General features: G+C 61.1%; 26 protein-coding genes. 14 read left to right on the forward strand and 12 right to left on the reverse strand.

Going from position 1 to position 22676, the window contains the following annotated elements:
* Nucleotides 1-36 precede the first annotated feature (36 nt).
* Nucleotides 37-792, reverse strand: a complete 756-nt coding sequence (locus tag K3166_RS03855) for a 16S rRNA (uracil(1498)-N(3))-methyltransferase (RefSeq protein ID WP_221423374.1) — start codon at nt 790-792, stop codon at nt 37-39.
* A gap of 39 nt (nt 793-831) precedes the next feature.
* On the opposite strand from K3166_RS03855, the gene ubiA reads away from it, so the two are divergent.
* The 4 genes from ubiA (at nt 832) to K3166_RS03875 (ending at nt 5277) form a co-directional block, all read left to right on the forward strand.
* Nucleotides 832-1749: a 4-hydroxybenzoate octaprenyltransferase gene (ubiA, locus tag K3166_RS03860; RefSeq protein WP_221423375.1), complete on the forward strand. Its 918-nt coding sequence runs from the start codon at nt 832-834 to the stop codon at nt 1747-1749.
* A gap of 85 nt (nt 1750-1834) precedes the next feature.
* On the forward strand, nt 1835-2494 hold the full coding sequence (gene fsa, locus K3166_RS03865) for a fructose-6-phosphate aldolase (RefSeq protein ID WP_221423376.1): 660 nt from the start codon (nt 1835-1837) through the stop codon (nt 2492-2494).
* 10 nt (nt 2495-2504) lie between these two features.
* Nucleotides 2505-4331: a cobaltochelatase subunit CobT gene (cobT, locus tag K3166_RS03870; protein WP_221423377.1), complete on the forward strand. Its 1827-nt coding sequence runs from the start codon at nt 2505-2507 to the stop codon at nt 4329-4331.
* A 271-nt stretch (nt 4332-4602) separates the two neighbouring features.
* Nucleotides 4603-5277 carry a nitroreductase gene (locus tag K3166_RS03875; protein WP_221423378.1) on the forward strand — a complete coding sequence of 225 codons (675 nt, stop codon included), beginning with the start codon at nt 4603-4605 and terminating at the stop codon, nt 5275-5277.
* 4 nt (nt 5278-5281) lie between these two features.
* Here the strand turns inward: K3166_RS03875 and K3166_RS03880 are convergent, their stop codons facing one another.
* Nucleotides 5282-5653, reverse strand: a complete 372-nt coding sequence (locus K3166_RS03880) for a hypothetical protein (protein ID WP_221423379.1) — start codon at nt 5651-5653, stop codon at nt 5282-5284.
* Nucleotides 5654-5700: 47 nt separating this feature from the next.
* Here K3166_RS03880 and cysS point away from each other — a divergent pair, with 47 nt between their 5' ends.
* Nucleotides 5701-7146 (forward strand): cysteine--tRNA ligase, encoded by a 1446-nt coding sequence (gene cysS / locus K3166_RS03885; protein ID WP_221423380.1) that lies wholly within the window; start codon nt 5701-5703, stop codon nt 7144-7146.
* A gap of 40 nt (nt 7147-7186) precedes the next feature.
* Nucleotides 7187-8125: a D-2-hydroxyacid dehydrogenase gene (locus K3166_RS03890; protein WP_221423381.1), complete on the forward strand. Its 939-nt coding sequence runs from the start codon at nt 7187-7189 to the stop codon at nt 8123-8125.
* Here the strand turns inward: K3166_RS03890 and K3166_RS03895 are convergent, their stop codons facing one another.
* A complete protein-coding gene (locus K3166_RS03895; RefSeq protein WP_247714721.1) occupies nt 8126-8377 on the reverse strand; it encodes a hypothetical protein in 252 nt (83 codons plus the stop codon).
* A 103-nt stretch (nt 8378-8480) separates the two neighbouring features.
* Entirely contained in the window at nt 8481-8693 is a 213-nt protein-coding gene (locus K3166_RS03900) for a hypothetical protein (RefSeq protein ID WP_221423382.1), read from the reverse strand.
* Nucleotides 8694-8871: 178 nt separating this feature from the next.
* On the opposite strand from K3166_RS03900, the gene K3166_RS03905 reads away from it, so the two are divergent.
* Nucleotides 8872-9513, forward strand: a complete 642-nt coding sequence (locus K3166_RS03905) for a S24 family peptidase (protein ID WP_247714722.1) — start codon at nt 8872-8874, stop codon at nt 9511-9513.
* Nucleotides 9514-9525: 12 nt separating this feature from the next.
* On the opposite strand, the gene K3166_RS03910 is transcribed toward K3166_RS03905, so the two are convergent.
* Nucleotides 9526-9897 (reverse strand): c-type cytochrome, encoded by a 372-nt coding sequence (locus tag K3166_RS03910; protein WP_221423384.1) that lies wholly within the window; start codon nt 9895-9897, stop codon nt 9526-9528.
* A gap of 120 nt (nt 9898-10017) precedes the next feature.
* On the opposite strand from K3166_RS03910, the gene K3166_RS03915 reads away from it, so the two are divergent.
* Entirely contained in the window at nt 10018-10659 is a 642-nt protein-coding gene (locus K3166_RS03915; protein WP_221423949.1) for an MBL fold metallo-hydrolase, read from the forward strand.
* Nucleotides 10660-10698: 39 nt separating this feature from the next.
* Here the strand turns inward: K3166_RS03915 and K3166_RS03920 are convergent, their stop codons facing one another.
* Entirely contained in the window at nt 10699-11097 is a 399-nt protein-coding gene (locus tag K3166_RS03920; protein WP_221423385.1) for an MAPEG family protein, read from the reverse strand.
* Nucleotides 11098-11341: 244 nt separating this feature from the next.
* Here K3166_RS03920 and rpmF point away from each other — a divergent pair, with 244 nt between their 5' ends.
* The 5 genes from rpmF to K3166_RS03945 all read left to right on the forward strand — a co-directional run bounded on the left by rpmF (nt 11342) and on the right by K3166_RS03945 (nt 14335).
* Nucleotides 11342-11521 carry a 50S ribosomal protein L32 gene (gene rpmF, locus K3166_RS03925; RefSeq protein ID WP_221423386.1) on the forward strand — a complete coding sequence of 60 codons (180 nt, stop codon included), beginning with the start codon at nt 11342-11344 and terminating at the stop codon, nt 11519-11521.
* 27 nt (nt 11522-11548) lie between these two features.
* On the forward strand, nt 11549-12586 hold the full coding sequence (plsX, locus tag K3166_RS03930) for a phosphate acyltransferase PlsX (RefSeq protein ID WP_221423387.1): 1038 nt from the start codon (nt 11549-11551) through the stop codon (nt 12584-12586).
* Entirely contained in the window at nt 12583-13548 is a 966-nt protein-coding gene (locus K3166_RS03935) for a beta-ketoacyl-ACP synthase III (protein WP_282098807.1), read from the forward strand. Before plsX ends, K3166_RS03935 begins: the two co-directional genes overlap by 4 nt.
* Nucleotides 13549-13653: 105 nt before the next feature.
* Nucleotides 13654-13953, forward strand: a complete 300-nt coding sequence (locus K3166_RS03940) for an integration host factor subunit alpha (RefSeq protein ID WP_221423951.1) — start codon at nt 13654-13656, stop codon at nt 13951-13953.
* A gap of 16 nt (nt 13954-13969) precedes the next feature.
* On the forward strand, nt 13970-14335 hold the full coding sequence (locus K3166_RS03945) for a MerR family transcriptional regulator (protein WP_221423388.1): 366 nt from the start codon (nt 13970-13972) through the stop codon (nt 14333-14335).
* Between the two features lie 8 nt (nt 14336-14343).
* Here K3166_RS03945 and K3166_RS03950 read toward each other — a convergent pair whose 3' ends face one another.
* The 5 genes from K3166_RS03950 to K3166_RS03970 form a co-directional block, all read right to left on the reverse strand.
* Nucleotides 14344-15747 carry a M24 family metallopeptidase gene (locus K3166_RS03950; protein WP_247714723.1) on the reverse strand — a complete coding sequence of 468 codons (1404 nt, stop codon included), beginning with the start codon at nt 15745-15747 and terminating at the stop codon, nt 14344-14346.
* Between the two features lie 4 nt (nt 15748-15751).
* Nucleotides 15752-19174 (reverse strand): AAA family ATPase, encoded by a 3423-nt coding sequence (locus tag K3166_RS03955; protein WP_221423389.1) that lies wholly within the window; start codon nt 19172-19174, stop codon nt 15752-15754.
* 44 nt (nt 19175-19218) lie between these two features.
* The gene (locus K3166_RS03960) at nt 19219-19962 is read right to left on the reverse strand and encodes a thioredoxin domain-containing protein (protein WP_221423390.1); all 744 of its coding nucleotides are present in this window, start codon (nt 19960-19962) and stop codon (nt 19219-19221) included.
* A gap of 118 nt (nt 19963-20080) precedes the next feature.
* On the reverse strand, nt 20081-20806 hold the full coding sequence (locus K3166_RS03965) for a thioredoxin domain-containing protein (protein WP_221423391.1): 726 nt from the start codon (nt 20804-20806) through the stop codon (nt 20081-20083).
* Nucleotides 20793-21350, reverse strand: a complete 558-nt coding sequence (locus K3166_RS03970; protein WP_221423392.1) for a DUF721 domain-containing protein — start codon at nt 21348-21350, stop codon at nt 20793-20795. The genes K3166_RS03965 and K3166_RS03970 overlap by 14 nt, the downstream gene beginning before the upstream one ends.
* Before the next feature lie 14 nt (nt 21351-21364).
* On the opposite strand from K3166_RS03970, the gene K3166_RS03975 reads away from it, so the two are divergent.
* A complete protein-coding gene (locus K3166_RS03975) occupies nt 21365-22384 on the forward strand; it encodes an A/G-specific adenine glycosylase (protein WP_221423393.1) in 1020 nt (339 codons plus the stop codon).
* Here the strand turns inward: K3166_RS03975 and K3166_RS03980 are convergent.
* Nucleotides 22381-22602, reverse strand: a complete 222-nt coding sequence (locus K3166_RS03980; RefSeq protein ID WP_221423394.1) for a hypothetical protein — start codon at nt 22600-22602, stop codon at nt 22381-22383. The two genes, K3166_RS03975 and K3166_RS03980, sit on opposite strands and share 4 nt — an antisense overlap.
* Between the last annotated feature and the right edge of the window lie 74 nt (nt 22603-22676).

The following is a 22676-nucleotide window of genomic DNA, read 5'->3' on the forward strand; positions in this document are numbered from 1 at the left end:
GGCGTTAGGAAACCGAACCCCCGCGCGCAAAGGAAATTATTCCTCGTCGATCCAATCGCCAGCTTCAGCCATCCATACTGCAATGCCCGCAATGGCCGCAGTTTCGCCGCGCAGAATGCGGGGGCCGAGGCTGATTGCGCGGGCAGCGGGATGCGCGCGGATCGCTTCGCGTTCGGCATCGTCAAACCCGCCCTCGGGCCCCGTGAGCAATGCGGCGGGGCCATCGGCATAGCAAAACGCGTCCGCGGCCGGCTCGCCGCCTTCTTCATCGGCGAAGAACAGCGCCCGGTCTTCTGGCCAGTCGCGCAGCAGGGCTTCGAGTTTGACCGGCTGGGCCAATTCGGGGAGGGCAGTGCGCGCGCATTGTTCGGCTGCTTCGGTCACAATCGCTCCCGCGCGTTCGAGGTTCAATTTGTCCGCCACACAGCGGCGCGTCACGACCGGGGCGATCTTGGCCACGCCCAGCTCGGTCGCCTTTTCGAGAATCAGATCGAAGCGGTCTTTCTTGAGTAATGCCGCGCACAACCAGAAATCTGGGACCGGTTCGCGCGGGCGCAGGTGCTGCTGGGTTTGCACTGTGACCTGACGCTTCTCCGCCTGGATAACCTCTGCTGCCCATTCGCCGGTCACATTGTCGCACAGGATCACAGCATCACCGGGCGAAACCCGCATCACCTTGCCGAGATAGTGCGCGTGATTGCCCTCAAGGGCGACCAGCATATCGCCGGACAATTCCTGCTCGACGAACAGGCGCGGTGCGCTTTTGGGCGGCCAATTTGGGGTTGCAGGCATGGCTAGCCTGTTGGCCCGTCTCCCACTAGGAAGCAAGGGATGAGCAAGACCTTCACCAACCCGGACATCGTCCCCGACAGCGAGCATCGCGGTCTTGTCGAGCGCTTGCCGCAATTGCCGCGTGACCTTGCGATGCTTGCCCGGTTCGACAGGCCGATCGGCTGGTGGCTGTTGTTCTGGCCATGCGTCTGGGGCGTGTGGCTGGCAGGCGCGGGCTGGCAGCTGCCATTGCTCGGCTGGCTATTGCTGGGTTCGATCGCGATGCGCGGGGCGGGCTGCGTCTACAATGATATCGTGGATGCCAAGCTGGATCAGCAGGTCGCGCGTACTGCCAGCCGGCCTGTCGCAAGCGGCCGCGTGTCGAAGAAATTGGCGTGGATCTGGCTCGTTGCGTTGAGCCTCGTGGGCCTGTTCGTCCTGCTGAGACTCGAACCGCTCGCCCAGATGGTCGCACTGGCCAGCGTGGTTCTGGTCGCCGCATATCCCTTCATGAAACGCATTACTTGGTGGCCGCAGGCTTGGCTCGGCATGGTTTTCTCGTGGGGACTGCTTGTCGGATGGACGCATTTTCGCGCCGACAATCTGGATGCGCTGGCCGCAATGTATGCGGGTGCCGCGCTGTGGGTCATCGGCTTCGACACGATCTACGCGCTACAGGACCGCGAGGATGATGCGCTGGTCGGCATTCGCTCCTCGGCCTTGCGGCTGGGCGGCATGGTCAAAGGCGGTGTCGCATTGTTCTATGCAGGCGCAATTGCGCTGTGGACGCTGGCTTTCTGGCTTTACCGCGAAGACTGGGTGGCGCTGCTGGCATTATTGCCCGCCGCAGCTCACCTGATGTGGCAAGTCATCACCCTCGATAACGACGATCCGGACAACCCGCTCGACCGCTTCCGTGCCAATCGCTGGACCGGCGCGCTGGTTGCAGCGGCCTGCTTCGTCGTTGGCAATGCGTGAATGAGCATGGCCGAAACCTTGACTCGAAGCCCGCAATCGCCTTGCAGCGGGTAACACCAATTTTCGCCTTCCGGAGCGCGCACTCATGAAATTCTTCGTCGACACCGCCGATATCGCTGACATCAAGGAAATGGCCGATACCGGCCTGCTGGACGGGGTCACTACCAACCCGTCCCTGATCGCCAAGTCCGGCCGTGATTTCATGGAAGTGACCAAGGAAATTTGCGGGCTTACTGATGGCCCGGTCAGTGCCGAAGTCGTCGCCCTCGATCATGAGACAATGATGAAAGAGGCCGAAACCCTCCGCAAGATCGCTGACAATGTCTGCATCAAGGTGCCGCTGACGATTGACGGCCTGAAGACCTGCAAGAAGCTGACCAGCGACGGAACTATGGTCAATGTCACGCTGTGCTTCTCTGCCAATCAGGCGTTGCTGGCCGCCAAGACGGGCGCAACATTTATCTCGCCCTTCGTCGGCCGTCATGACGATAACGGCTTCGACGGCATGGATCTCATCGCCGATATCCGCCGCATCTACGACAATTACGATTTCAACACCGAAATCCTCGTCGCTTCGATCCGCAATCCGGTCCACGTGCTGGAAAGCGCACGGATCGGCGCCGATGTCGCCACGATGCCGCCTTCCGTCATCAAGGGCCTTTTCAAGCACATCCTGACTGAAAAAGGCATTGAAGGCTTCCTGGCTGACTGGGAAAAGACTGGCCAAAGCATCCCGACGTCCTAACTAGCTTCAAGTGACCGACCAGACACCCCTCGACCGTTTCAAGCAGGTATTGACCGGCACCGCGCGCGCTCTGGCGCACGAGCCGGAGATCGAGGTGGCGTGGAGCGCGGACCAGCCCAGCCAGGCTGGCAAGAACTTCCGCGTTCCGCTGCCCGGTCGGAACTTGCCCAAGGACCAAGCCACCGAAGCGCGCGGCTTTGCCGACAGTTTTGCACTGCGGCTGCGCCACCATAACGAGCGGCTGCATGCGAAGGGTGCTCCGCCCGAACCCATCGCGCGGGCGTGCTACGATGCGATCGAGCAAGTTCGCTACGAAGCGATCGGCAGCACGCGCTTCGACGGCATTCGTGAAAATCTGGATGCGGCGGTCGAATTGCGGACCGCAAGTGATCCGATTGTGCGCGCGGATGATGCGAACGACGTCCCGCTGCCGACCGCGCTTTCGCTCATGCTGCGCGAAGCTTTGACAGGTGAGGCCATTCCGGAGCGCGCCAAAGCGGGCGTGGATCTGGTGCGCGGCGATATCCTCGCCAAGATCGGCGGGGACATGGACGATCTCGCCGGTGCGCTCGACGATCAGCGCGCGTTTCAGGACCTGACGCTCGATATGCTCCGTCATCTTGAACTCACGCTGCCCGAAATGCCCGAAGACGAGGGCAGCGATGACGGCAACGACGAAGACGGCGAAAACCCCGAGGATCAGGACGACACCGACGAAGAAGACCAGGGCGACGCCCAGCCGCAGGAAACCGACGCTCGCGGCGAGATGTCCGAAGGCGAGGCGGATGGCGACGCCGATCAGGACGCTGAAGGCGAGCAGGAAATGTCCGATGGTGATCCGTCGGATGATGACGGGGAGGGGATGCAACCCGTCCGCCCGAACCGCCCGTGGACCGATCTTCCCGAAGATTTCGATTACCGCGCCTATACCGACAAGTTCGACGAAGTGATCGAAGCGCCCGAGTTGTGCGATCACGACGAACTGGACCGGCTTCGCGCCTATCTCGACAGCCAGCTTGCCGGATTGCAGGGCATCGTGACCCGGCTGGCGAACCGCCTCCAGCGCCGTCTGATGGCGCAGCAGAACCGCAGCTGGGATTTCGACCAGGAAGAAGGCTTGCTGGATGCCGCGCGCCTGACCCGCGTCGTCGTCAGCCCCGGCCATGCGCTGTCTTACAAGATGGAGCGCGATACCGAGTTCAAGGACACGGTCGTCACCCTGCTGATCGACAATTCTGGCTCCATGCGCGGGCGGCCGATCTCCATCGCCGCGATCAGCGCCGACATTATGGCGCGCACGCTGGAACGCTGCGGCGTGAAGACTGAAATCCTCGGCTTCACCACCCGAGCGTGGAAAGGCGGACAGAGCCGCGAGGCATGGCTTGCCGATGGTCGCCCCGCCGATCCGGGCCGCCTGAACGACCTGCGCCACATCATCTACAAAAAAGCCGACGAACCGTGGCGCCGCGCACGCCGGAATCTCGGCCTGATGATGCGCGAAGGGCTGCTGAAGGAAAACATCGACGGCGAAGCGCTGCTATGGGCGCATAGCCGCCTGCTCGCCCGTCCCGAAGACCGCCGCATCCTGATGGTGATTTCCGACGGTGCTCCGGTTGACGACAGCACGCTGTCGGTGAACCAGGCGGGCTATCTCGAAGGGCACCTGCGCAAGGTGATCGAATGGATCGAGAAGCAAAGCCCGGTCCAGCTCGCCGCCATCGGCATCGGCCATGACGTGACGCGGTACTACAAAAAGTCGGTCACGATCATGGATGTGGAACAGCTCGGCGGCACGATTATCGAGCAGCTTGCGGGATTGTTCGAGGTGGAGGGGTGATGGACTGGCTAACATTTACAGTCGGGTTGGTTTTGGTTGTCACATCTCTTGGCGCAATATTTCGACCCGAAAGACGATATCGAGATTCTCTCAGCAATCGGAATGCGCGCTTGGCTGATTTAGAAGCTGGCGCTCCTGAGAGGCATTTCGAGGAGCGTCGCGAATTAGAGGCTTATCCACCAACGACTGACTTCAGCAAACGAACGATCCGCCAACTGGGGTTGGTCTCGCTTACCGTCGGAGTTGGGCTAGCACTTTGGTCGATGATCGGATGACCCCAACTGAAGCCGTCCAAACCCGCCGATCTGTTCGCGCCTTTACCGGCCAGCCGGTTGAACGCGAGACGCTCACCCGCGTGCTCGAAAAGGCGCAGCGCTCGCCTTCGGGTGGCAATGTCCAGCCGTGGAATGCGGTCATGCTCACCGGCGAGCCGATGCAGGCGCTGTTCGACCGGGTGGCGCAGGAATTTCCCAAGGGGCGCGCGGCGCTGAAGCCCGAATACGATATCTATCCCAAGGGCCTCGACGGGGTTTACGAGGAGCGCCGCTTCGGCGTGGGCGAGGGTATGTATGCTGCGCTGGATATCAGCCGCGAGGACAAGGCGAAGCGGCTCATGTGGTTCGCGCAGAATTTCCGCGCCTTCGGGGCGCCGGTGCTGATGCTGGTCCACACGCCCAAATACATGGGCCCGCCGCAGTGGAGCGATATCGGCATGTGGCTGCAAACCATCATGCTGCTGCTGCGCGAGGAAGGGCTGGATAGCTGCGCGCAGGAAGCCTGGGCCGCCTACAGCCCGCAAGTGCGCGAAATGGTCGACATTCCCGAGGACCACATCTTCTTCTGCGGCATGGCCATCGGCTACCGCGATCCCGATGCGGCGGTGAACCAGTTTGATGTGAAACGCGCATCCTTGGACGAAACAGTGCGCTGGGAAGGCTGGAACTGACCTCTCAATAGCGGCAGATGCGAAGGCTGCCGCCTTTCCAGCAGGCAGGTTCGCCCGCTTCCTGTTGCACGGACCCCAGGTGTATTTCATTGCCCGTCTGCCCGAGCGCGTAGGCTTCGCCCAATCCGGGAGCAGTTTGCGTGAGCGTAACGGCGATGATGCCCGGTACGAACTCGCTCTGGTCGGGAAGTACCATGCCGAGACCAATGGCCGGTTCGCCATCGGCGCGGCAGGGGCCGTCATAGGTTTCGCCCTCGCGGCTCACCACGCAACGCTCGGCGGCAACGCCGACATTCGCACTCGGATCTTGCGAACAGGCGGTCATGGGGAGCAGGGAGGCGAGGGCCAGGATAGGCAATGACAGGCGGTGCGACATTGCGCGCACTCTTGCGCAGGCGGGCCGCGATTGGCAAGGCCGCGCGCATGACCGAAACGCCGCTCAAGCTGTTCAACTCGCTCACGCGCGAGATCGAAACCTTTACCCCCGTCCATCCGGGCGAGGCGCGCGTCTACTCCTGCGGGCCGACGGTCTATAATTACCAGCACATCGGCAATATGCGCGCATACGTGTTCTCTGACACGCTGGGCCGCGTGCTGCGCTGGAAGGGCTATGACCTCACCCATGTGATCAACATCACCGATGTCGGCCACCTCACCTCCGATGCGGACGAGGGCGAGGACAAGATGGAGAAGATGGCGGCCAAGGCGGGCAAATCCGCCTGGGACATCGCCAAATTCTACCAGGAAGATTTCGAGCGCGACCTGGCGCGGCTCAACATAACCGGCAAGCAGCACCCGCGCGCCACCGAATATGTCGAGGCGATGATCGAATGGGGCAAGCGGATCGCTGAGAAGCACTGCTACGAGCTCGATAGCGGCCTCTATTTCGATGTCACGACCGTGGATGATTACGGCCGCCTTGCTCGTGCAGTCACCGAGGAGGGCGAAGGCCGGATCGAACGGCTTGAAGGCAAGCGCAACGCGGCTGACTTCGCGATCTGGCGCAAGACGCCCGAGGGTGAGACGCGGCAGATGGAATGGGATTCGCCGTGGGGCAAGGGCGCGCCCGGCTGGCACTTGGAATGCTCCGTCATGGGCGAAGCGCTGCTGGGCTTCCCCTTCGACATCCACACCGGCGGCATCGACCACCGCGAGATCCACCATCCGAACGAAATCGCGCAGAACCAGGCCTATTGCTGCACCAATGGCCTCGACAACGCCGAGAACAGCGGCGCGCGCATCTGGATGCACAACAACTTCCTCGTCGAGCGCAGCGGCAAAATGTCGAAGAGCTCAGGCGAATTCCTCCGCCTGCAATTGCTGGTCGACAAGGGCTACCACCCGCTTGCCTACCGGATGATGTGCCTGCAGGCGCACTACCGCAGTGAGCTTGAGTTTAGCTGGGAAGGTCTGCTTGCCGCACTCACGCGGCTCAAGCGGATCGTCATGCAGGTCGAGCGGCTGAACGACGCCATCCCGGGCGCTCCTTCCCACCAGAAATTTGCGCCCATGCGCGATAAGTTTGCGGCCGCAATCGCCGACGACCTCAATACGTCTGTAGCGCTGGTTGCGCTTGAAGAGGCACTGGCAGTCAAGAAGGTGGATGCTGGCGTAAAACGTGCCGTGATCGAGGACATGGACCGGGTGCTCGGCTTGGACCTGTTCGAGCTGACCCGCGAAGCCCTGCGCATCCGTCCTGTCTCCGCCGAGATCACCGAAGCCGAAATCGAAGCCGAACTGATCCGCCGAAAGGATGCGAAGGTCGCCAAAGATTACGCAACCAGCGACGCCATCCGCGAAACGCTGGCCGCCAAGGGCGTCGAGGTCATGGATGGCGATTCGCTCGGCTGGGAGTGGAAGCTGGGCTGAGTTGCGGTTAGGGACTTAATCGCAAGAGGAGAGTCCCCGTATGACCAAAGCCGTGATGTCCGCCCTGATTCGCCCGTTGGTGGAGCCGCGCCTGCCTGACTGGGTCGAGCCGCTGTGGTTCATGACCAAGGAGCAGGCGCTGGAAATGGCGCCGGAGGCCGAGATTGGCTGGTTCGATCTCAACGAAAAAGAACCGATGATGGAGATTGCGCAAGCAGCGACCAATCTCAAATGGCTCAACTCGATTTATGCGGGCCTCGATTTCATGCCGCTGGACCTGCTGGCCGAACGCGGCACCGTGGTGACCAACGGTGTCGGTATCAACGCCATCACGATTGCCGAATACGTCGTCATGCTGATGCTGGCCCATGCCAAGGGCTATCGCGAGGTCGTGAAGGCGCAAGAGCGGCACGAGTGGTTGCTGGACAGTCCCGGCAAGCGCGAATTGTCGGGCGAGCGCGTGTTACTGCTCGGTCTCGGGGCGATCGGTGCCTTGGTCAAGTCGCGACTCGAAGCCTTCGACATGACCGTTGTGCCGGTCCGGCGTTCGGGCGGGGAAGGCACGCTGCGGCCCGGCGAATGGCGCGAGAAGCTCGGCGAATTCGACTGGGTAGTGTTGGCCGTCCCCTCGACCGACGAGACCAAGGGCATGATCGGTGCTGCGGAACTGGCGGCGATGCGGCCCAATGCGGTGCTCGTGAATATCGCGCGCGGCGACGTGGTGGATCAGGACGCTTTGGTCGAGGCGCTCCAAGCCAAGTCGATCGAAGCCGCGCTGCTGGACGTTACCGATCCCGAACCGCTGCCGGAAGATCATCCATTGTGGGATATCGAGAATGCGCAGGTAACGATGCACCTGTCGGGCCGCGCGCAAACCAAGATGTTCCAGCGCAGCGCCGACAGGTTCATCGAGAACCTCGAGAAATGGCACAAGGGTGAGAGTGTCCAGCCGCAAATGGATCTTGCCGCAGGCTACTAGCTACGCGTCCTCCAGCAGCAGCAATTCGCAGTGCACGACCAATCGCGGATCGGGCAGGATGCGGTGGTCCACTTCACTGACCCCTGCATCGGCAACGAGCTGGCCTGCAATCGCAAACTCGTGATCGGGCAGGGCGGCAATAAACACTTCTCCTGCTTCGACGGCTTCCTCGCCGGCAAACAGCAGGGACACACTATGCCGCGTGCCGGCAAAAGTGATGCTCGCCCAAGCTTTCTCTGTGTGGGAAAGCACTTGCCCGCGGTGATCGCACAACGTCAGCAATGCATCACGTAGCCGATCGGAGGAAGTGCGCCTCACGCGTGGTCTGCGTGCCTGGCGGGCGGGGGGCGTGCACTCAACCGACATGCACCAACTCCTTGTCGCCTTCTCCGCGCGCAGCTTCGAAGCCCATCATGAAACCGCGAATGCGCGCCTCGGTGGCGGTGCGCGGTTCGCGGCCCATGCGCAGGTCCAGCACGAAGCGCGGGTCGTGAGCGGCAAGACGGCCGAATTTCGTCGGCGGCATTTCGTGTGTCCGGAGGAATTTCTCGACGGATCGGATCAACATGGTTCGGTGCTCCCCAAATGGTTGTGCGCAATGGCGAATCGCTCGCCGTGTTCCCTATGTGTTCCTGCCGAAATCCTACTTGTCTAGGAAAAATCCTATGCTATAGGAATTTTCTCTCATCACTGCTCTAGGGAGCCGCAGATTTGCGTTGATGACGAAGGTTGGAAAGGAATGGCCGATGGCGAAAACAATCAGCGAAGACCGCGCCCGGCTGGTTCAGTTGACAGACGAAAATCGCACCAGCCTTTCTGCGCTGTCGTCGATGTTGGGCCGTAATCCCAGTTACTTGCAGCAGTTCGTGCGCAAGGGAAGTCCGCGGCGGCTGGAGGAAAAGGACCGCCGCCGTCTCGCCGAATTCTTCGGGGTGAACGAGGTCGAACTGGGAGCTGATCCTGATATCGGCCGTCCGCGCGAATCGGAGGATTTCCTGGCCGTGCCCCGCCTTGCTCTGGACGCTTCGGCGGGGCCGGGTGCCGTTTCAGCCGAGGAAATTTCCTTCGACAGCTTCCGCTTTTCGCGGCGCTGGCTGCGGGAGATGGGTTTGGACGGGGCAAGGCTATCCGCGATCCGTGTCGAAGGTGACAGTATGGAGCCGCTTTTGCGCAGCGGTGACGAGATTTTCGTCGACCGCAACAAGCGCGCGGGCGAGGGTATCCATGTGGTCCGCATCGGCGACGCACTTCATGTGAAGCAGGTTCAGGCCAGCGCGCCGGGGCGCATCAAATTGATCAGCGCGAACGACGCTTATGCGCCGATCGAACTCGGCGGCGAGGAGGTCGAAATCATCGGGCGGGTCGTCTGGAAGGGTGGGAGAATTTAATCCCGACTTCCTTCAAGATGGCGGCGTGACGTAATCGTCCGATTTCAGGGTCATCATGTAATCAGCGATGTCCTCGATATCCGCTTCGTCGAGGTCGACATCCATCTGCATCGGGTAATTGTGCGCATCCGACAGGAATGCGACCAGCGTGTCGTGGGTCAGGCCCGGACTATTGGCGACGTCTGCAAAACCGGGTGCCTCAGGGTTTGGCGAGACGGCGTTGCCGGTCAAGGCGTGACAATCTCCGCAAATGGCGGTGACATAGACGGGAATGGCTTCTGCGCTGGCTGAAACCGGAACTGCATCCTGAGCAGGTTCTGCCGAGTAGGTTTGGCAAGCGGTCAGCGAAATTGCGGCTGCAACGGTCACTCCGAAAAGCTTCATCGTCTTCCTCCCATTTTCGGCAGCATAGCATCTCTGCGCAAATGCTGCTTGTTTTCGATCAACAACCCGACCATTTTCTCATCAATGACAAATTCCGACCAGACACCCGCCACCCCTCCCATGAAAGCCGGAATTGTCCCGGTCACGCCCCTGCAGCAGAATTGCTCGCTCATCTGGTGCACGAAGACCAACAAGGGTGCGCTGATTGATCCCGGGGGTGATCTCGACAAGTTGAAAGCGGCGGTTGCGAAATCCGGGGTCGAACTGGAAAAAATCCTCATCACCCACGGACATATGGATCACTGCGGCGAGGCGGGCGTGTTGGCGAAAGAGCTCGGCCTGCCAATCGAAGGTCCGCACGAAGCCGATCGGTTCTGGATCAGCCGGCTTGAGGAAGACGGCGCGCGCTATGGCATGAACAGCAAGGTGTTCGAGCCGGACCGCTGGCTGGAAGATGGCGACACCGTCACAGTTGGTGAGCTGACACTGGAGGTCATCCATTGCCCAGGTCACACACCGGGGCACGTGGCCTTCTTCAATCGTGAAAGCAAATTCGCCATTGTCGGCGATGTGCTGTTCCAGGGCAGCATCGGCCGCACCGATTTCCCGATGGGTAACCACCAGGACTTGATCGACGCGATTACCCAGAAGCTTTGGCCGCTTGGCGATGATGTGACGTTCATCCCGGGGCATGGCCCGACCAGCACATTCGGCCGGGAACGCAAGACCAACGCCTTTGTCAGCGATGCTGCTCTGGCATGATTGCCCGGGCCGAAAATCTTCCCGGCCCGAGAAAAACCTCTAGATCATCCGCATCGCGATGAGCGTTGCCACAACGGCGAGGCCCAGCAGCGTGAGCATGGTGATGAGGGTGCCGATCATGCGCGGCTTGGTCCCCGTTTCGGCGTCCATGCCGATGCCATGGGCCACACGGCCAAGCATATAGACACCCGCTACCCATGCCAGCCACGGTTGGCCTTTTCCCGAAATCTCGATTGCCGCGATCAGCACCAGGACGAATGGTGTATTCTCAACAAAATTGAGCTGCGCGCGCATCCTGCGCGTGAGCGGACCGCCGCCGTCATCGCCGTGGATTGTCTTCGTCGTGCCGCGCATCTGGCCGACACGGACAGCCAGCCATAGGTTGATGAGTGCAGCTGCCGCCGCCGCGGTCAGTGTAACCGGTAGAAAAATGCCCATGCGGTCCCTCCCTTGTGATTTTTTATCGCGAACCCCATGTTTGGCTATAGGCAAGGGCCGCATCATGCAATGCGGTTGACGGTGTTCACGCACAACGCTTGCGCAGCCGGGAAAATTCGGTATACGCGCGCCTTCACCGTCATGGTCGGGAAGTTTCGGGTTTATGCGCACTTGTGCGTTGCCCGACCTTCCACTAGGGCGGCCACCGAAATTAATTGAAATTGTTTGAGGAACAGGTGCCGCTATGGCCGTCCCCAAGAGAAAAGTATCGCCCCACCGCCGCGGCAACCGCCGTTCGCATGATTCGCTCAAGGTCGAGGCTCATCACGAGTGCTCGAACTGCGGCGAACTCAAGCGTCCGCACAACCTTTGCTCGCATTGCGGCTACTACAACGGGCGTGAAGTAATCGCCGTCGGTCTTTAAGACCGTCATCAGCAGCCGGAGATCGTCATGAGTTTGCCGCGTATCGCTATTGACGCGATGGGCGGCGACGAAGGCGTGCGCACCATGATTGATGGTGCCGCAATGGCTCGGCGCCGCCATGACCGGTTCCAGTTCCTGCTGGTCGGCGACGAAACGCGAATCAAAGCCGCGCTCGCCGATCATCCGGGCATGTCGGGCGCGTCCGAAATCCTGCACTGCGAAGATGTGGTCGAAGGCGACGAAAAGCCTTCGCGCGCAATTCGCCGTGCCAAGACCACCAGCATGGGCCTTGCGGTCGATGCCGTGAAGCGCGGCGAAGCCGGCGCGGCAGTGTCCGCTGGCAATACCGGCGCGCTTATGGCGATGAGCAAGCTTGCCTTGCGCACCATGCCCGGGGTCGATCGTCCTGCCCTTGCGGCATTGCTACCGACGCTCGGCGAAAATGACGTCATCATGCTCGACCTCGGTGCGAACCGGGATTGCGATGCCCGCAACCTTGTCCAGTTTGCGATCATGGGTGCAGCCTACTCGCGCATCGTGACAGGGCTTGAACGGCCGCGCACGCGCCTGCTGAATATCGGCACCGAAGAAAACAAGGGGACCGAGGACATCCAGAACGCCGCAGAGACCCTGCGGGCCGCGACCGGATTGTCCATGGAATTCGAAGGTTATGTCGAAGCTGACAAGATCAACCGCGGTGATTGCGATGTGGTCGTGCACGACGGTTTTTCCGGCAATATTGCCCTGAAGGCGATCGAGGGTACTGCGCGGTTCGTCACCGACTTGTTGCGCCGCGCTTTCACCAGTTCGGTCCGTTCGAAAGTCGGATTCCTGGTGTCACGTCCCGCGACAGAATTGCTCAAGCATCACCTTGACCCCAACAATCACAATGGCGCCGTCTTCCTTGGCCTGAACGGTGTGGTGGTGAAGAGCCATGGCAGCGCCGATGCGCGCGGTGTGGCGAATGCTGTCGAGGTTGCGGCACGGCTGCTTGAGGATGATATCACCAACCGTATCGCCAGGGATCTGCGCGAAGTGAACACTGAAGGCTTCAACGCGAAATGATTCGCGCAGTGGTCACCGGCAGCGGGAGCGCTCTACCCGTCAATTGCGTGACCAATGCCGATTTGGCCGACCGAGTCGATACCAGCGACGAATGGATCGTTGAACGCACCGGTATCCGACAGCGCCATATCGCTGGTGAAAACGAAACCACTTCCACTCTGGCGACCGAAGCTGCGCGGCGTGCGCTCGAGGATGCGGGTGTCGATGCGAGCGAGATCGGACTGATTATTCTCGCGACCGCTACGCCTGATTTTACCTTCCCTGCCACCGCAACGCAGGTCCAGCATGCGCTTGGCTGCGGCGGTGGAGTCGCGTTTGACGTTCAGGCCGTATGCTCCGGCTTTCTATATGCCCTCGGTACTGCCGATTCGCTGCTGCGTACCGGCATGGCGAAAAAGGCGCTTGTCATTGGCGCGGAAACTTTCAGCCGCATTCTCGACTGGGAAGACCGTACGACTTGCGTTCTGTTCGGTGATGGCGCCGGAGCGGTGGTCCTTGAAGCGCGCGACGTCGCGGATAATGGGCCGGGCATTCTGGCTACGAAATTGCACGCCGACGGTGCTCACCGCGAATTGCTTTATGTGGATGGCGGGCCATCGACGACGGGACAAGTAGGCAAGCTTCGCATGAAAGGCCGGGAGGTTTTCCGCCATGCTGTAGTGAACTTGGCCGACGTGCTCAAAGAGGTGCTGGTGCAGGCTAATGTCGAGGTCGATATGATCGACTGGGTCGTTCCGCATCAGGCAAATGCACGCATCCTCGATGCGACTGCTCGCAAGCTCAATCTCGATCCTTCCAAGGTCATCGTGACCGTGGATCAACATGCGAACACCTCGGCGGCATCTGTGCCCCTGGCGCTCGACGTCGCACGGCGCGATGGCCGGATAAAAGCTGGCGACCTGGTGATGTTCGAAGCGATGGGCGGCGGCTTTACATGGGGCGCTGCGCTCGCCCGAATGTAAACTTTTTCAACAATTGATACACTCGGTTGTTAAATCCCTCCAAATACAGTACGTTGCCGATTCTCGAATACACCCAGGGTCGCTTCTGGGGAGAGGTAAATGGATATGATGCGCTCGGTGGGAACCTTGACCCGCGCTGATCTGGCGGAAACTATCAATCGGAAAATTGGCCTCAGCAGGTCAGAATCCCTCGATTTGGTTGAGCAGGTGCTCGCCAAGATGTCGGATGCCCTTGTGCGCGGCGAAAACGTCAAGATCTCTGGTTTTGGCAGCTTCGTATTGCGCGACAAGAAGGAGCGGATTGGCCGCAATCCGAAAACCGGCGTCGAAGTGCCGATCACACCGCGCCGCGTGATGACTTTCCGGGCAAGCCAACTCCTGAAAGATCGCGTCTCGAACGGATAGCTGCTAAGGGGTCGCCATGGCAGAATTCGACGATCACAAAGATGACGGTGCTTTGCGCACCATCGGCGAAGTAGCACGGGCGACTGGCATCAAGACGCACGTCCTGCGGTATTGGGAACAGCAATTCCCCAGCCTGAAACCGCTCAAGCGCAGCGGTGGGCGTCGCTATTATCGGCCGGAAGACGTTAAATTGGTCGAACAGATTGATCGTCTGGTCAACCGGGATGGCTACACTCTGAAGGGCGCGAAAGCTGCCCTTCGCGGCACCCCTGACCCGCAGGCCGCGGCACAAGCGATTGACCTGCCGGAGAGCGGCGATGCAGACATCCTGTCACGCCTGAAGGCAATTCGCGATGATCTGAAAGCTGCGCTTGCGGCTTAGCTGGCTGTTCAATCCGACGGGATAAGCGTCAGTTCGGTCTGGCGGCCATCGAGAAAGCGTACTCGCTCGCCGTCGAAATAAGCATCTTCCTCGGACCGGAAATCGACCCGCTGTCCTCCCCATTCCGGTACTTGGCTGTAATTCGTCAGCTCTATCGACCAGGTCGTGCCTGCGCGTACCGGATATTCTCCGCGGGAATCGCCGTTCTGGTTGTCCCAGAAGCCGATAGGCGACCCGGCACCATGACCATGAAACCCGATGGGATGCGAATAGATGGAAGGATCAAGGCCATCCTTGACCGCAGCAGCCCGCGCATTGGCGAGAATCTCATTCCCGCTGGCACCGGCTTTGAACGATTCCAGCAGATAATCCTGCACACGGTTGGTCGCGGAGAGCCCTGCGACAAGCCCTGCCGGTGCTTCCGTTTCACCAGGACGCAGGACATAGGCCAGGTGCTGCGTATCAGTGTTGAGCCGAAGATAGGTGATCCCGAAATCGGTCCACAGCAGATCCCCCGGTTCAATCACGGTATCGGAGTAGATTATACCCTCCGTGCCCTGACGCTGGATGCCGACGGAGGGATGAAACCATGCCCGCAGACCCAGACTGGCCAGCTTTTCGCGGTACCACCATCTCACATCGTGAGTTGTCGTTACACCCGGAGTGATGACCTTGTTCGAGAATGCTTCGGCGATGAGTGCATGCGCAGTGCGCACGATGCCCGGATAGATTTCCAGTTCCAGAGGGGTGCGAGTTTCAAGCCAGCGGACTGACAATGTCTCGCCGGAAATGATCCGGTCCTGAAATTCCTGAGGCAGCGCGTCTGTAATTCCGCGGAACTGGCTCAGCGTCATGCCATCGCCGAAGGCGGTATTTTCAGAGAAATTGATGGCAATATTCTCCGGGTTACGCTCGGAGATAATTTGCGCAACAGCATTCCACTGATCAGGCTGCGTCTCCGGGTCCCAGGCCGATTCGAACAGACCGCCAAGCCCGTACCGGCTGACAGTAAGCCGCTCGAGCGGCTTGCCATCACCGGGATCGTGAAAGATCAGAATGGTGCGCCGGCGGGCATGCATGTTCTCGGCGTTGAGCATTGTCGCGATGACCGGCTCTTCGAAATATTCGCGCGCCATCAGCAGCCACATCGAGACGCCTTCTTCGCGCATGATGCGCGGGATAACGGTTTCCAGCCGTTCCTCGAGGATGCGATCGACCAATGCGGCCCTGTCCCGCATGCTGAGTATTTCGGGCAATGCGGGATCGGTCTGTTCGGCATCGCTCATGGCGATGATTGGCGGGAGGATGGCGCCCGCATTGGATGGAACCGCATAGGACGCGAAAGTTGCCGCGAGACACATCACTACCCACCGTGCCGGCGAGAAGCCTCCCTTGATTGTCACCCGGCTCATACCCCTATTCTGCCGCCAGCAATTCCTCGGCACCGCCAAGGTCTACACTTACGAGGCGGCTGATACCCTTTTCGATCATGGTCACGCCAAACAGGCGGTGCATCCTGCTCATGGTCACGGCATTGTGGGTGACGATGAGATAACGCGTGTTGGTTTCGCGAACCATTGCATCAAGCAAATCGCAAAAACGGTCGATATTGGCATCGTCGAGCGGTGCATCGACTTCGTCCAGCACGCAGATTGGCGCAGGGTTGGTTAGGAACAGCGCAAAGATTAGCGCCGTTGCGGTGAGCGCCTGTTCTCCGCCGGACAACAAGGTCAGCGACTGCAGGCGCTTGCCTGGCGGTTGCGCGAAAATCTCGAGACCGGCCTCGAGCGGATCGTCGCTGTCGATCAGGGCAAGGTGCGCTTCGCCGCCTTCGAACAGGCGTGTGAACAGCCGCTTGAAGTGTTCGTTGACCTGCTCGAAAGCCTCACGCAGCCGTTCGCGGCCCTCGCGATTGAGGCTGCCGATCGAGCCGCGCAGACGGTGCACCGCCTCGCGCAATTCTTCCTGTTCGGCAGCGTTGGAGCCGTGTTCCGATTCGATTTTTTCAAGCTCTTCGGCGGCTACCAAGTTGACCGGGCCAATGCGTTCGCGGCTGGCGGTCAGCCGGTCCATCTCCTCGGCCTCTGCTTCAGCAGATTTGACCGTCGCTTCCTCGAATTCAAACTTTCCGGGCAGCAGGGGCGGGGGCGATTGAAAACGCTCGCCCGAAATGCGAGCCATTTCAATCCTGCGGCCATCCTGATTTTCGGCCCGCGCAGCAAGGCCTGCGCGGTTCTCACGCGCGGCGGCGAGCGCTTCGTTTGCCGTGCTGAAGGTCTGGTCGGCTTCCTGAGCCAACAGGTTCGCTGCTGCGACCGCCTTCTCCGCCTCTGCGAGGTCAGTGCCGAGCCGTTCGCGCACTTGGTCGCCTTGCTCGATTTCCCGGATCAGTCCTTCGGGCTTGGCGGCGAAGATTGCGCGCTGCTCTTCGATCTCATCAAAGCGCCGCGCCATATCGGACAGGCGGCGAGCGGCCTCGCCAGACCTGGCCTGCCAATTGGCCATGTCCGACCGCTGGGCGGCGGTTCGTTCGCGCGCCACTGCTAGCGACTGGTCATGCGCCGCCAATTCCGCTGCGCGGGCCTGCAAGGATGTACGAGCAGCCTCGTTCTTGGCACGGGAGGCTTCCAGAGAGGCACGGCCAGCTTCGGGGTCAGGCAGTGCGCTTCGCTTGGCTTCTGACGCAGCGAGATCGGCCTGTACGGACGCGAGCAACTCGGCATGCTCAACTTCCGACTGTTCGAGTTCCGCCAGCCGATTGGCGATGCGTTCGCGCGCAGCATCGGCCTGGTCAAGCGCGCGAAGAGACTGGCGTTCCTCGTTGGCGGCACTTGCCAGCTCGCGGTCGGCCGCGACGAGGTCGCGCTGGAGGGAGGCAAGCTCTTCCGACGCGGCAGCCTGCGCGGCTTCAGCCTTGGCAACGGCGGACTGCAAATCGGGTAATTGGGCGGCCAGCTCGGCATAACGATTGTCTGCTTCGAGGCGTGCAGCTTCGGCCGCGCCTTCTCCGCGGACGACCAAGCCATCCCAGCGGCGCAGCTTCCCGTCCATGGTGACGAGACATTCGCCCGGCGCGAGCGCGCCGCCGTCATCCTTCTCGGCCACGTACACCAGGGCGAGCCTCGCACGCAATTCGTCAGGGCAGTCGTCGAGATAGTCGATGAGGCTGTTGGTGACTTTCTTCGGCGCGTCTGCGCCTGTCCAATAGCGGCCATCTGCACCGCCATCGGGCAGGCCGAGCAGGGCCTTCCCGTCGCGTCCCAGCGCTGCGGCAGCGGCGCGCTCGTAACCCTTGGCGGCCTTGAGTCCGTCAATCGCTTGTTTGCGGCCAGCCCGCTTGGCGGTCGCCCGTTCGCGCGCCTCGCGGTCCCGCAGCAGAGCATCATGTTCGCGCTGGATGCCCGAAAGTTCGGCTTTGGCGGTCGAATATGCGCTGGAGGCTTCGTCCCGTGCGCTCTGGAGTTCACCCTTGCGGGCCTGCATGGCCTCGATGGCGCTGCGCTTTTCAGCCAGAGTGAGCGCGGCCTGCTCCGCTGCCTGCTTCGCCCGTACAACCGCGCTTCCGACATCTTCGCTGGCCAGTGCACCGCGCTGCTGCGCCATGCGCCGGCCTTCAGCCTCCACGCGTTCCAGACGTGCGCGCGCCTGCGCGATCTCGGCTTCGACCACGCGCCATTCGGCTTCGACCCCGGCATTGTCGGCAGTGGCCTTGGCAAGCGCCAGCTCGGCGGTTCGGCTGGCACGCTCTGCATCGTCGCTTTGCGCGACGAGGGCAGGCCGACGTTCCTCATTGGCCGCGAGATCTTTTTCGCTTGCGGCGAGATCCTTTTCAAGCCGGGCCAATGCTTCTGCCGCGTCCTTGGTCAACCGGTCGGCATCACCGCGATCTTCTTCGAGCCGTGTCTTCTGGCGGTTCAGGTCTGCAAGCCGCTGTTCGGCGGCTTCGAGCTGGCTTGTGAGGGCCGCCATCCGGTGCCCGTGCGCGCTGGCATCATCACGCCGGTCAGCCTGCTCTTCGCGCGCATGGGCGAGAGCCTCAGCCGCCTGGCGCTGGGCCTTCTGCGCTTCATCTGCGGCTACTTGCGCATCGCGCACTTGCGTGTCGGCCTTGGCCGCCGCTTTCTTGGCCTCATCAGCGGCTGCTGCCGCGTCACGCCAGCGCGCAAAGACAAGGCGAGCTTCGGCGGACTTTATCTGGTCGGACAGCGTCTTGTAACGTTCCGCCTGCTTGGCCTGCCGCCTGAGCGAAGCGATCTGGCTGTCGAGACCTGCCATCAGATCCTCGAGGCGCGACAGGTTCGTTTCGGTCTGACGCAGCTTGCTCTCGGCATCCTTGCGGCGGACATGCAGTCCCGCAATGCCCGCAGCTTCCTCGAGCATTTGCCGCCTTTCGACCGGCTTTGCAGCAATAACCTGTGCAATCTTGCCCTGGCTCACCAGGGCTGGAGAGTGCGCACCGGTCGCGGCGTCCGCAAAGGTAAGCGCGACATCCTTGGCGCGCACGTCGCTGCCATTGACGCGGTAGGCCGAGCCGGCTCCCCGCTCGATCCTGCGGATGACTTCGAGCTCGTCGCCTTCATCGGTTTCTGCGGACAGTTGCACCTCGGCAAAGTCACGCTGCGGCCGAGTGGCTGTACCTGCGAAAATAACATCTTCCATACCGCCCGAGCGCATGGATTTGGGCGAGCTTTCGCCCATAACCCAGCGGATTGCTTCAAGCAGGTTGGATTTGCCGCAGCCATTGGGGCCTACGACGCCGGTCAGCCCGGGTTCGATGCGCAGGGTGGATGGTTCGACAAAGCTCTTGAAACCGCTCAGTCTGAGCTGTTTGATGAGCATCGCCGCCTTATCCTCCCCCCCTATTTGGCCCTAATTGGCCAGTTTTACCTGGCGCCAGCTGTCTGAAGTGCCGGTTCGATCTGTGGCCACTGGTTACCGTCGAGGCGCTGCCCATTCAGGAAGAATGTCGGCGTGCCGGTTACATTCATTTCGTCGGAAGCGGCGCGTGATGCATCAGCCAGGGCTTCAATCGCTGCGGTGTCGGTCAGGCAGGATCGTGCCTGATCTGCAGAAAGACCGCGCGATGCGAAGAAATCGATCAACCCTGCGCCCTGTGCGATCAGGAGAAAGCGTTGATCGGGCGCTGCCGACATCGCTGATTCATAAGCGCCGTTCGTCTCCAGTGCCGCGCCGAACTGGGGCAGGGCGGCCCATGCCTGATCTGACAGCGCGTGGAAGCTTTCCGGCGCACCGCACTGCGCCAGGGTCGAGATCGTCACGTCGAGCGGATCACGCAGGAGCGGGCGAATTTCATAGCTAACCACGCCCGTGCTGACGTAATCTTGCTGGAGCGGCGCAGAGCCGTTTCCGGCGAAGTATGCGCAGGCCCCGCACGTATGGCTGGCGAATTCCACGAGCTTGAGCGGGGCATCGGGGTTGCCGATGACGAACCCGCCTTTTTCCGTCTTGCTGCCAACTTCCAGCCAGCTGGACCCTTCGGGGGCCGGGATCGCGGCGATCGCGTCACCTTCGAGCGAGCCTGTTCCGGCTTCTTCTGCATTCCCACCGCAGGCGGCGAGCGCGAGAGCAAGGGGTGCGGCGAAAGCAAAACGCAGGCTGGTATTCATTGGTATCCTCTCGAATGGAACGTGCAGGCTAGGCTAGGGGGTGCAGCGCGTGAAGCGGCTGGCAGCAGGTGTCCACAGGACTATCCCCGGCAAAGGCAGCCGGCAGGTTGCAGGTGAGTTAGCGATAAAGCGCATCGAGGTGCGGCTGGAGAGTCGGCCAGTCGTGTGCATCGATTTGTTTTCCGCCCATGAAGAAGGTCGGCGTGCCGCGCAGGCCGTACTTCTTGATATCGGCGTTGCTTTGCGCCGCAATAGCTTCCGCCTTGGCCTCGTTGGTCAGGCAGGCGTCGAGATCGACCCGCGAATATCCGCGCCCTTGCATGATTTCGTAAAAGTCGAGATCGCTGGCAATCGCCTGCGCCCGCGAGCTGAATGATCCGAAGTTCCACCGTGCCATTTGCGCCTGGGTCATGCTGCGGGCCTTGGCCATCCAGTCGGGATATCTGGTCAGCAATGCGGTGTGATTGGCAAAGAACTTTTCCGGGCCCCCGCATTGCGCGGCGAGCGCAGCGGTCAGATCGACGGGATCGCGGATCAGATGGCGAATCTCGTAGCTGACCTTGCCGCCCGGCACGTACAGAAGCTTGATCGCACCTTCGCCCGAGCGGGCAAAATCGGCGCAGTGCGAGCAGGTGTAGCTCATGAATTCAACCAGCCGGGCCTCCGCTTCGGGATTCCCGATGACGTGGCCGCCCTCCTTTTCGGAAACGACCGTGTTCCAGTTCCCGGTGCGTTTCTCGAACGCGGAAGAGCGTTCTTGTGCGGTGGCAGGGATCGCAATGAGGGCGGTCGCTGCAGCTAGCAATGCGGGCTTGGCAAACTTCATAATTTCAATCGGGTCCATTCTCATCCTGGGTTCCGATACCGCGCGCCAACGATTCGAGCACGGCACGCAATTCCGGGTCGCCGACATCGCGCAAGCTGTCCCCCAATTGCATGGGGATCGGCTTGAGTGAAGGCGGAGCTTTAACCCGCTTCGCCTCCGGAGGCTTAACCGCACCTTGCCGAAGCTTGATCCGGGCCACTGCGCGGTAGCCGAAAAAGCGATTAACCCGTTCGATAATTTCCGGCAGCACTTGCTGGATAAGCGGTGCATGGGCCGGCTTGACGACGAGTTCGAGAATGCCTTCGGACTTTTCGCCCATCGGGAAACGGATCATTTCCGGCGTGCAGACACGGGAGTGCGTATCGCCGACGATTTCAGGCCACCGGCTGATGATCGAGGACTGGACAAATCCAAAGCGCCTGAAGGCCGGTCTGCCGATCTGGGGCATGAGATCGGAAATCGCCTTTGCCGCACCTCCGCGCGGGCGCTCGTAAGGCTTGCCTGCCTTGCGGGGCTTTTTCACGGGTTTGGGCTTGTCGCTTTCCATTTCGGCCTCGCTCATGCCATAGCCGCCGCGTGGCCGCCAGCATCTCCGATATTCTTCTCGACTGGTACGATAGGCACGCCCGCGATTTGCCGTGGCGCGCGCGCCCGGGTTCGCCGGCGACAGAGCCCTACAGGGTGTGGCTGTCAGAGGTCATGTTGCAGCAGACCACCGTTGCTGCGGTAAAGCCATACTTCGAGAAGTTCACTGCCCGGTGGCCGACCGTAGAAGCGCTCGCCGCCGCTCCTGAAGAGGACGTCATGGCGGCGTGGGCAGGGCTCGGATATTATTCGCGGGCACGCAATCTGGTGAAAGCATCGGTAGCAATCAGCGAATTGGGCACTTTTCCCGATACTGAAGATGCGCTCAAAAAGTTGCCTGGCCTGGGAGACTATACCGCGGCAGCCGTGGCTGCGATCGCCTTTGGTCGGCGCGCGGTCGTCGTGGATGCAAATGTCGAGCGAGTGGTCTCGCGGCTGTTCGAGATAACCACTCCGCTTCCCGCATCTCGCAAGGAAATCCGGACGAGAGCGGACACGATCACGCCCTCTGACAGATCTGGCGATTTCGCGCAGGCCATGATGGATCTGGGTGCGACGATCTGCACCAATCGAAACCCAAGGTGCCTGCTGTGTCCGCTATCGGACCGGTGCCAGGCGCGTGCGTCAGGTGACCCTGCGCGGCTTCCGGCGAAACAGCCCAAGAAAGCCAAGCCGGTGCGGCAAGGACAGGCCTATTGGATCGAACGGGAGGATGCAGTCTGGCTCGTCACGCGGCAAGGCACCGGAATGCTTGGCGGGATGCGGGCGCTGCCGGACGATGGCTGGTCGGCGCGCGGAGACGGATCAGGCGATCCGCCGCATGAGGGCGACTGGAAGCCTGCCGGAATGGTCACGCATACATTCACGCATTTCACGGTCGAACTTTCCGTGCTCGCGCATACAAACTCGCCTCAACCTGTGGGCGAGGGCGAATGGTGGCCGCTTGAAAAGGTGGAAGATGCCGGACTGCCGACGCTGTTTGCGAAAGCTGCCCGGCTGGTGACTGCCTAGATAATTCCGCCGCCCAGCGACAACCTGATCGCGGCAATCAGCAAAACCACGATATTAAAATTGCGTCCCGAATTACTGGACGAAAGCTGACCGACAATGATGCCGATTACGATCAGCGGCAGGGCAAACCAGTTCGCCCAGCCGAGCAATGGGATGGTCGCAGGAATGACGATGATCAGCGAGACGATTCCGAAAAGGAACGAGAGTAGGTTAAGCATGTGTCCTATATGGCTATTACACCGAAGCAAATCAAGAGTTTCAATTCGCAATTGACCGTTCAGCTTCGCATCCG

It is taken from the genome of Qipengyuania psychrotolerans, assembly GCF_019711355.1.
GTDB lineage: Bacteria > Pseudomonadota > Alphaproteobacteria > Sphingomonadales > Sphingomonadaceae > Qipengyuania > Qipengyuania psychrotolerans.